Annotated in this window: 9 protein-coding genes and 1 pseudogene; 8 read left to right on the forward strand and 2 right to left on the reverse strand. The window is 72.2% G+C overall.

The window, feature by feature from the left end; all coding sequences use genetic code 11:
• Nucleotides 1-30: 30 nt before the first annotated feature.
• Both OJ962_RS34495 and OJ962_RS34500 read left to right on the forward strand, forming a co-directional pair.
• A pseudogene (locus tag OJ962_RS34495) lies at nucleotides 31-1,233 on the forward strand (CocE/NonD family hydrolase); the annotation flags it as partial.
• A gap of 96 nt (nucleotides 1,234-1,329) precedes the next feature.
• Nucleotides 1,330-2,496, forward strand: a complete 1,167-nt coding sequence (locus OJ962_RS34500; protein WP_407697528.1) for a CocE/NonD family hydrolase C-terminal non-catalytic domain-containing protein — start codon at nucleotides 1,330-1,332, stop codon at nucleotides 2,494-2,496.
• 4 nt (nucleotides 2,497-2,500) lie between these two features.
• Here OJ962_RS34500 and OJ962_RS20380 read toward each other — a convergent pair whose 3' ends face one another.
• On the reverse strand, nucleotides 2,501-3,133 hold the full coding sequence (locus tag OJ962_RS20380; RefSeq protein WP_202957795.1) for a response regulator: 633 nt from the start codon (nucleotides 3,131-3,133) through the stop codon (nucleotides 2,501-2,503).
• Nucleotides 3,130-4,095: a sensor histidine kinase gene (locus OJ962_RS20385; protein WP_202957796.1), complete on the reverse strand. Its 966-nt coding sequence runs from the start codon at nucleotides 4,093-4,095 to the stop codon at nucleotides 3,130-3,132. The genes OJ962_RS20380 and OJ962_RS20385 overlap by 4 nt, the downstream gene beginning before the upstream one ends.
• A gap of 106 nt (nucleotides 4,096-4,201) precedes the next feature.
• On the opposite strand from OJ962_RS20385, the gene moeB reads away from it, so the two are divergent.
• Genes moeB through OJ962_RS20415 form a run of 6 tightly spaced genes read left to right on the forward strand, consistent with a single transcriptional unit; the run spans nucleotide 4,202 to nucleotide 9,553 of the window.
• A complete protein-coding gene (gene moeB, locus OJ962_RS20390; RefSeq protein ID WP_202957797.1) occupies nucleotides 4,202-5,386 on the forward strand; it encodes a molybdopterin-synthase adenylyltransferase MoeB in 1,185 nt (394 codons plus the stop codon).
• Nucleotides 5,387-5,445: 59 nt separating this feature from the next.
• Nucleotides 5,446-5,724, forward strand: a complete 279-nt coding sequence (locus OJ962_RS20395) for a ubiquitin-like small modifier protein 1 (protein WP_202957798.1) — start codon at nucleotides 5,446-5,448, stop codon at nucleotides 5,722-5,724.
• A 28-nt stretch (nucleotides 5,725-5,752) separates the two neighbouring features.
• Nucleotides 5,753-6,949: a hypothetical protein gene (locus OJ962_RS20400; protein WP_202957799.1), complete on the forward strand. Its 1,197-nt coding sequence runs from the start codon at nucleotides 5,753-5,755 to the stop codon at nucleotides 6,947-6,949.
• Complete coding sequence (locus OJ962_RS20405; RefSeq protein ID WP_202957800.1) at nucleotides 6,946-7,776, forward strand: DUF4129 domain-containing protein; 831 nt, start codon at nucleotides 6,946-6,948, stop codon at nucleotides 7,774-7,776. Before OJ962_RS20400 ends, OJ962_RS20405 begins: the two co-directional genes overlap by 4 nt.
• Nucleotides 7,773-8,627, forward strand: a complete 855-nt coding sequence (locus OJ962_RS20410) for a DUF4350 domain-containing protein (protein ID WP_202957801.1) — start codon at nucleotides 7,773-7,775, stop codon at nucleotides 8,625-8,627. Before OJ962_RS20405 ends, OJ962_RS20410 begins: the two co-directional genes overlap by 4 nt.
• Nucleotides 8,624-9,553, forward strand: coding sequence for an AAA family ATPase (locus tag OJ962_RS20415; RefSeq protein WP_270006560.1), 930 nt, complete (start codon nucleotides 8,624-8,626; stop codon nucleotides 9,551-9,553). Before OJ962_RS20410 ends, OJ962_RS20415 begins: the two co-directional genes overlap by 4 nt.
• Nucleotides 9,554-9,621 lie beyond the last annotated feature (68 nt).

Consider the following 9,621-nt stretch of genomic DNA (forward strand, 5'->3'; position numbering starts at 1 on the left):
TTCCGCCACGAGGGTCTAGGAGGGCTGGGCATGACGGGATGGTTCGGACGAGGGGCGGCGACGGCCGCGCTCTCGGTCACGCTGGCCGCCGCGGCCGCATCGGCGGCGGCGGCGCAGACGCAGCCGGTGTTCGCGGGAGGCCAGGCGCAGATCGTCCCGGCGTTCAACGTCTCGGGCGAGTGGATCCGCCACCGGCTGTGGGTGGAGACGGAGTTCGACTCCGACGGCGACGGCAAGCGCGACCGCATGCACGTGGACGTCACCCGGCCGGCCCAGACCGCGACCGAGGGCCTGAAGGTGCCGGTGGTCTACGAGACGAGCCCGTACTACGCGGGCACCTCGGGCCCGCAGGCGAACCTGTGGAACGTCAACCACGAGCTCGGCGTGGCGCCGCCGGCGCGCATCTCGCAGCCCGCGATCCCGTTCAACCCGAACCGCACCTCGGTCTCCAACAGCCAGACCCTCGCCAACACGTGGGTGCCGCGCGGCTTCTCCGTCGTCCGCTCCGAGTCGCCGGGCACGGGGCTCTCGCAGGGGTGCCCGACGGTCGGCGGCACCAACGAGAACGACGCCCCCAAGGCGGTCGTCGACTGGCTCAACGGCCGGGCCAAGGGGTACACGACGGCCGACGGCGACGTGGAGGTCACGGCCTCGTGGTCGACGGGCAAGGTCGGCATGACCGGCACGTCCTACAACGGCACGCTGCCGATCTCGGCCGCGACGACCGGCGTGGACGGGCTGGAGGCCATCATCCCGGTGGCGCCGAACACGTCCTACTACCACTACTACCGCTCCAACGGGCTGGTGCGGAACCCGGGCGGCTGGGTCGGCGAGGACATCGACTTCCTGTTCGACTACATCAACAGCGGCGACCCGTCGCGGCGCCAGTTCTGCATCGACACGGTCCGCGAAGGCCTGATGAAGGCCCGCCAGGACCGCATCACCGGCGACTACAACGACTTCTGGGCCGGCCGCGACCAGCTCAACCAGCTCGCCAAGGTCAAGGCCGCGACGCTGATGGCGCACGCCTTCAACGACTGGAACGTCGTGCCCGAGCACAGCGTCCGGATCGCCGAGGCGCTCAAGGGCAAGGTCCCGCTCCAGCAGTACTACCACCAGGGCGGGCACGGCGGCGATCCGCCGCTGGGCCTGCGCAATCGCTGGTTCACGCGCTTCCTGTACGGCGTCCAGAACGGGGTCGAGAACGACCCGAAGGCGTGGGTGACGCGTGAGGCCGCGGCCTGCCCGCCGCGCACCGCGACCGTCGTCGGCCAGCAGACGAACACCGCGACGCTGACCGTCGCCGACTCGAGCAAGCTGCAGGTCGGCATGACGCTGACGATCCCGCAGACGGACGCGGCGGGCGTCACCACCAACGTGACCCGCGCGATCCTTGCCCTGCCCAGCTCGACCACCGTCCTGCTCGACTCGGCGGTCGCCACTGCCGACGGCCAGAAGATCGCCGACGGCGCCGTCACCAGCATCGTGTGCTCGGCCGCGAACCCGACGCCGTACGCCGACTACCCGAACCCGGCCGCGGCCCCGGTGGAGTTCCGGCCCCGGCCGGGCGGGAACACCACGGGCGAGCTGACGCCGTCCGCGACCCCGGCCGCGGCGACCGAGAAGTACGTCGACGACGCCTCCTGCCAGCCGGGCAACTTCGTCAACGCGGGCCCGCAGCGGCTGCTCTACGGCACACCGTTCCTGAAGGCGCCGCTGCACCTCTCGGGTACGCCGCGGGTGAAGGTGCGCATGGCGGCGAGCAAGGCGGCCGCGAACCTCTCCGTGTGGCTCGTCGCGCTGCCGTTCACGCCCTCGGTGACCTGCACCGCGACGCAGATCAACACGTCGCACGTGATCACGCGCGGCTGGGCCGATCCGCAGAACCGCGGCGCGGTCTCGGGCGGCGCGCCGCTCGTGCCGGGCGAGTTCGTCGACGTGACGTTCAATCTGCAGCCGACGGACAAGATGGTCCTCGCGGGCCAACGGCTCGCGCTGATGGTGTTCTCCAGCGACCGCCTGTTCACGCTGCGCCCGCAGCCCGGCACCGAGGTCAGCGTCGACCTGGCCGGCACGTCGCTCTCGCTGCCGGTCGTCGGCGGCGCCAAGGGCTACCTGACCGCGCTCGGCGGCCAGGATCTCCCGGTCGGCGGAACCGTGCCGGCGACGCTGTCGCTCGCGCTGAAGGGGCCGGCCACGTTCGCGCCGTTCGTCCCGGGCGTCGAGCAGGACTACACGGCGACGACGAGCGCGACCGTCACGAGCACCGCGGGGGACGCGGTGCTCAGCGTGTCGGCGCCGGGCCACATGACCAACGGGGCGTTCAGTCTGCCCGAGCCGCTGCGCGTGGAGCTCGGGAAGACGGCGTGGACCGGACCGACGTCCAGCGAGGACGTCGGGATCACCTTCAAACAGCTGATCAAGCGCACGGACGCGCTGCGCACCGGCACCTACGCCCGGGCGCTGACCTTCACCCTCTCGACGACGAGCCCGTAGCCGCTCAGGCTTCGGTGAGACCGCGGCGGATCGCGTAGCGCACGAGCTCTACGCGATCCCGCATGCCGAGCTTGCGCAGCAGGTTCGCGCGGTGCGACTCGACCGTCTTCTCGGCCAGGTGCAGCGTCTCGGCGATCTGCTTGTTGGTGTAGGCCTCGGCGATCAGCTTCAGGACCTCCTGCTCGCGCGGCGACAGCGGCTCCTCGGGGCCGCTGCTGCTGTCGCTCATCCACTCGCGCACGATCGTCCGCTCGACGGCGTTCGTGAGGAACGCGTCGCCGCGGGACACGGCGCGGATCGCGTTCAGCAGCGCCTGGTCGACCTCGCGCTTGAGGACGTAGCCGGACGCACCAGCCTTCAGCGCGTCGAAGACGTAGCGCTCGTCGTCGTGCATCGACAGCGCGAGCACCTGCGTCTCGGGCAGGTGCGCGCGGATCTGGCGCGCGGCCTGCAGGCCGGTCATGCGCGGCATGGAGACGTCCATCACGCACAGGTCGGGCTTGGTGCGCAGCGCCTGCTCGAAGGCCTCGACGCCGTCACCGGCCTCGGCGACGACCTCCATGTCCGGCTGGCGATCGATCAGCAACTTCATGCCGCCACGGACGATCCCGTGGTCGTCGGCGATCAGGATCCTCATGAGGCCCCCATGGTCAGTTCGATGGTTGTTCCCTCACCGGGGGCGGAGAACACGTTCAAGCGGCCGCCGACGAGCAGGGCGCGCTCGCGCATGCCGGACACGCCGAGGCGCCCGCCGGACCCGCTGCGGGGCGCGAAGCCGCAGCCGTCGTCGCGCACGCGCAACGTGGTGCGGCCGACGCTGGAGAGCTCGACGCGGACGGTGCTCGCGCCCGAGTGCTGGACGACGTTCGACAAGGACTCCTGCGCGACGCGGTAGAGCACGAGCTGCTCCTCGTCGGAGAGCTCGGGCGTGTCGCCGTGACGGTGGAAGGTGGTGCGGATGCCCGTGCGCTCGCCGAAGTTCGCCACCTGAGAGGCGAGCGCGGGGACGAGGCCGTGGTCGTCGAGCGCGGTGGGGCGCAGCGTGCGCGCGAGCGTCAGCAGCTCCTCCATCGCCTGGGTCGCGAGCGTCTGGATCTCCTTGAGCTCGGAGCGCAGGCCGGGCGGGACGTCGAGCGCGGCGGCCTGCAGGCGCAGCAGGATCGCCGTCAGCGCCTGGTTGACCTCGTCGTGCAGGTCCTGCGCGATGCGGGCGCGCTCCTCCTCCTGGGCGCGGATGACGGCGCGGCCGCCCTCGACGCGCTCCTGCTCGATGCGGGCGACCATCTTGTTGAAGGCCGCCGTCAGGCGCTGGGTCTCGCTCGTGGCGCGCTCGTCTACCGTGGCGCGCTGGCCCGGGGAAGCGAGATCGATGCGCTCCATCGTCTCCGCCAGGTGCTCGAGCGGCCGCAGGCGGTGACGCAGCAGGAGGGTGTTGAGCAGCACGGCGGCCACGACCGCGACGCCGATCAGCACGTCACGCTGGATCGACGCGAGCCCGCCCGCCTGGTCGGGCGCGAGCATCGCGGCGACGAAGGCGGTCACCGTGACGAGGGCGGTGTTGACCGCGAGGACCTGGTTCAGGAGGGAACGGGAGCGCACTGTCCGGTTCTCATCGGCACGGCGCGCTCGGGTGATTACCCCATATCGGGATCGCCGCTATTCTTTGTGAAGCATTGAATCCCGATCCGAATTCTTGAGGACGCGCATGAGTCCAACCGGTGCGGAAGTCATCCGCAAGATCCGTAGCGAGGTCGAAGAAGTCGATCCGGCCGACGTCAAGTCGCACCTCGGCAACGGCATCGTCCTGCTGGACGTCCGCGAGAGCGAGGAGTGGGACGCCGGCCACATCCCGGGCGCCAAGCACGTCGCGCGCGGCTTCCTGGAGTCCCGCGTGGAAGGCGCGATCGGGTCCGACCGCAGCCAGCGCGTGGTCATCTACTGCGCCTCCGGCCAGCGCTCCGCCCTGGCGGCGAACACGCTCAAGCACCTGCTCGGCTACGAGAACGTCGCGTCCATGAACGGCGGCATCACGCTGTGGAAGGACCGCGGCTACGAGGTCGAGAAGCCGGTCGTGCTCACGCCGCAGCAGCGCGACCGCTACTCGCGCCACCTGCTCGTGCCGGAGATCGGGCTCGAGGGCCAGACCAAGCTGCTCAATGCCAAGGTCCTGCTCCTGGGCGCGGGTGGGCTCGGCTCGCCGACCGCGTTGTACCTGGCGGCGGCCGGTGTCGGCACGCTGGGCGTGGTCGACGACGACGAGGTCGACCTCTCCAACCTCCAGCGCCAGGTGATCCACACCACGGACCGGATCGGGACGCCGAAGGTGGACTCCGCGGAGATCGCCATCAACGGCATCAACCCGGACGTGAAGGTCGTCAAGTACAAGACGCGCCTCGACGCCTCCAACATCATGGAGATCATCGAGGGCTACGACGTGATCGTCGACGGCGTCGACAACTTCCCGACGCGCTACCTGCTCAACGACGCGACGGTGCGCCTGGACATCCCGGTCGTCTCCGCCTCGATCCTCGGCTTCGACGGCCAGCTGAGCGTCTTCAAGCCGCACGACGGCCCGTGCTACCGCTGCCTGTACCCGGTGCCGCCGCCCGCCGAGCTCGCCCCGTCCTGCGGCGCCAACGGCGTCCTGGGCGTGCTGCCGGGCACGATGGGCCTGCTGCAGGCCACCGAGGTCGTCAAGCTGATCGTGGGCGCCGGCGAGCCGCTGGTCGGCCGGCTGCTGCTCTACGAAGCGCTCGGCGCGACGTTCACCGAGCTCAAGGTCCGGCGCGATCCGGAGTGCCCGATCTGCTCGATCGACCCGTCGGAGATCGACGAGTCGCAGATGGGCGTGTTCCCGGACTACGAGGCGTTCTGCGCCGCCGCGGGCTAGGGTGACGATGAAGCGGGACATCCCCTCCGCCCCACCCCGATCATCCGACCTCATCTGAAATGGCCAAGATCAAGATCCCACCGGTCCTGCGTCCGTCCGTCGGCGGCGAGAAGGAAGTGCAGGCGGAAGGCGGCGACGTCGGCTCCGTCCTGCGCGCGCTCGCCGAGCAGCACCCCGCGACCCAGCAGCAGCTCTTCGGCGCCGACGGCTCCCTGAACCGCTACGTCAACGTGTACCTCAACGACGAGGACGTGCGCGTGCTGGACGGGCTCGACACCTCCGTGGGCGAGTCCGACACGCTCGTGATCCTGCCGGCCATGGCCGGCGGCGGCGCATAAGCAGGGTCGACCGGGTACCTTCGCGGCCGTGGCATCGGTACAGCTACGGCCGCTGAGCATCGGCGAGATCCTCGACGCGGCCCTCAAGGTCTGCATGCGGCACTGGAAGGTGCTGACGCTGTCGGTCGTCCCGGCGATCCTGCCGCTGATGATCGTGTCCGTGTTGTTCTCGGCGTCGTTCGACATCGAGACCGACCTGGCCCAGTTCGAGCGCACGGGCGATCCGGCGGACATCCCGTCGTCGCTGTGGGTGTCGGCCGGCGTCAGCTCGATCGTCACCTTCCTCACGACCGCGATCGTGATGGCGGTGTGCTTCAAGGCGATCGCCGACGCCTGGCTGGGGGCGGAGCCGTCGGTCGGGCGGTCCTGGCGGTTCGCGCTGCCTCGCTCGTTCTCGCTGATCGCGCTGTTCCTCGTGAGCGGCGTCTGCTACGTGCTCGGCGTCCTGGCGTGCCTGATCCCGACCATCTGGCTGTGGTCGATGTGGGCGGTCGCGAGCGCCGCGCTGCTGTTCGAGCGGGTCGGCCCGTTCAAGGCGCTCGGCCGCAGCTTCCAGCTGATCAAGCAGCGTTTCTGGGCCGTGCTGCTGCTGCAGATCATCGTGGCGCTGTTGACGTTCTTCGTGAGCGCGGTCGTCACCGGCATCCCGTCCGGCCTCGTGACGCTGTTCGCCGAGGACAACGAGATCGCGACCGCGTTCTCCGACGTCATCTTCGGCACCATCGGCAACGCGATCGTGCTGCCGATCGGCGCCGCCGTGCTCACGATCCTGTACTTCGACCAGCGCGTACGCAAGGAGGGCTTCGACGTCCAGCTGCTCGCGCAGGGGATCGGCACCGAGTACGACCCGAACGCCCCGATCCCGGCGCCGCTGCGGCCCGTCGGCGGCTCCGCGCCGCAGCCGCAGCCCGGCTACTGGCAGCCGCCGCCGCAGCCGCAGCAGTACGGCGGCGGCTGGAGCGCACCCGCGCACGACGCGCCGCCGCTGCGGTGGGGGCCGGCCGGCGAAGCGCCGCGGGACACCCGCCCTCCGGAGGAGTCCCCGTGGATGTCGCCCGGTTCGCCGAGCGGCGGCGGTTGGGCGCCGCCGACGGGTGCTTCGCCGGACCGCCGGTGGGGCTCTGAGGACGCGCCACCGCCACGTGACGAGGACGAGGACGAGCGTCCCAAGCAGGACCGGCCGGACTGGCAGCCACCCGAAGAGCGCGGGCCGGGCGGGCTGTGAGCCGGGCCCGCGTCGCGGGCGTCGTGCTGGCGGTGGCCGCGTGCCTGGCGCCGGGCACCGCGCACGCGACCGAGGTGAGTGCGAGCGAGCTCGAGCGGCTGGCGCAGGACGGCTCGCCGGGCGCGGTGCGCGAGCTGCGCGCGGTCACGTCCGTGGACGGGCAGCCGGTCGGCATCGACGCGGCGCTCGGGAACGCGCGTGACGAGGAGCTCGAAGCACGGCTGGAGGCGCTCGCCGACCTGCCCGCCGCCGGGGACGGGGTCGGCGACGCGCGGGCCGAGGCGCGCGAGATCCTCGCGCAGGACCGCTTCAACGGGGACGAGGTGCCCGGGCCGTTCGGCGGCATCGTCGACTTCCTCGAGTCGCTCGTCCCCGACGACCTGATCGCGTGGATCGACGACGTCGTGCCGGGCTCGCGCAGCGTCGTCTGGATCGTGCTCGGCACGCTGCTGCTGGTCACCGGCTTCCTGATCGGCCGGAGGCTGCTCTCGAGCCGGATCCGGGCTTCGGAGTCCGCGGCGCTCGCGTTCGCCCCCGCCGAGGACGATCCGCGAGCGCTCGAGCGCCGGGCCGAGGAGGCGGAGGCGCGCGGGGAGCTGGAGGCCGCGCTGCGGCTGCGTTTCCGCGCGGGGCTGCTCCGGCTGGACCGGCGCGGCGCGATCGAGTTCCGGCCCTCGATCTCCACGCACGAGGTGCGCCGCGCGGTGCGCTCGGACGACTTCGACCGGCTGGCGGCGACGTTCGACGACGTGGTCTACGGCGGCCGCGAGGCGGAGGGCGAGGACGTCGCCGAGGCGCGCGAGCGGTGGCCCGAGGTGCTCAAGTGAGGCGCGGGGTGCTCATCGTGCTCGGCGCGCTGGCCGCCTTCATCGTCGTCCTGATCGTGATCGACCGCGTCTCGCCCACGCCGGAAGGGCCGCCGTCGTCCTCGTACGCGACCTCGCCGGGCGGCGTGGCGGCCTACGCGGCGTTGCTGGACCGCGCGGGCGTGCCGGTGCGGCGGCTGCGCACGCCGATCGCCGACCGCACGCCGCGCGACGGCGAGACGCTGATGATCCTCGACCCGAGCGTGATGGAGCCCGAGGAGGCCGACGCCGTCCGCGGGTGGGTCGAGGGCGGCGGACGACTCGTGCTCGGGTCCAGCGCCGAGCCCGGCTGGCTCGACCAGCTGCTCGACGAGCCGCCGTTGTGGGCGTCCGCCGACGTGGGCACGAGCCGGCCGCTGGTTCCGCTCGCCGGCGTGCGGGTGGTCGAGGGCCGGCTGGGCGCCGAGCTCGACGAGCTCGGCGGGGTGCTGCCGATGCTCGACCCGCCGATCGCCGCGACCACCGGGCTCGGCCTCGGCGAGATCGTGCTGCTGGCGAACACGTTCCCGCTGACCAACCGGGGCCTCGACGAGGCCGACAACGCCGCTTTCGGCCTCGCGCTCGCCGGCGACGGCGGCGTCGCGTTCCTGGAGACCGTCCACGGCTACGGGGTCAGCCGCGGCTTCGGCGGCCTGCCGACGTCGGTGAAGTGGACGCTGCTCGGCCTGCTGCTCACCTCGCTCGTCGCGGTCTGGACGGCGGGTCGCCGCTTCGGCCCGCCCGAGGACCCGGACACCGAACCGCCGCCACCGCGCGTGGAGTACGTCGACGCGCTCGCGAGCTCGCTCGCGCGCACAAAGGAGAACTCGTGAAGGAGTTGCACGCCCGGGTCGCCGGGGAGATCCGGAAGGTCGTCGTCGGCCACGACGAGGCGGTCGAGGACATGCTCGTCGCGCTCGCCCTCGGCGGCCACGTCCTGCTCGAAGGCGTGCCCGGCGTGGCCAAGACGCTGCTCGCCAGCGCCGCCGCACGCGCTCTGGCCCTGGACTTCCGGCGCCTGCAGTTCACCCCGGACATGCTGCCCTCCGACGTGACCGGCACGATGGCGCTGCGGTCCGGGGAGCTCGTGTTCCGGCCCGGCCCGATCTTCGCCGGCGTCGTGTTGGCCGACGAGATCAACCGCACGCCGCCGAAGACCCAGGCCGCGCTGCTGGAGGCCATGCAGGAGCGCCAGGTCACGGTCGACGGCGAGCCGCACCCGCTGCCCGACCCGTTCCTCGTGCTGGCCACGCAGAACCCGGTCGAGTACGAGGGCACCTATCCCTTGCCGGAGGCGCAGCGCGACCGCTTCCTCGTGCACGTCGCCCTCGGCTACCCGGAGGCGGAGGAGGAGCGCGCGATGCTCCGGCTGGCCCGCCGCGGGCTCACGCCGACCGGCTTGGACGACATCCAGCCGGTCGCTTCGGCCGACGACCTGCGCGCCGCCCGCGCGGAGGTCGACGCTACCGAGGTCCACGACGAGGTGGTCGCCTACGTCGTCGCGATCGCCCGCCGCACGCGCGAGCTGCCGAGCGTCGCGCTCGGCGCGTCCCCGCGCGCGGCCGTGCACCTGCTCGGCGCCGCCAAGGCCGCCGCGCGCCTGGCGGGCCGCGCCTACGTCACGCCGGACGACGTCGCGCGCATGACCGCCCCGGTGCTGCGCCACCGGATCGTGCTCACGCCGGAGGCCGAGCTCGAGCGCGCGACCCCGCAGGGCGCGATCCGCGCCGCGCTCGAGGACGTCCCGGTGCCCCGATGACCGCGCGCCCCGCCGCCGCGGCGCACCCCCGGGCGATCGCCGTCGCGCCGCGCCCGCGTGCCGCCGTC

Source organism: Solirubrobacter deserti (assembly GCF_027587175.1).
GTDB lineage: Bacteria > Actinomycetota > Thermoleophilia > Solirubrobacterales > Solirubrobacteraceae > Solirubrobacter > Solirubrobacter deserti.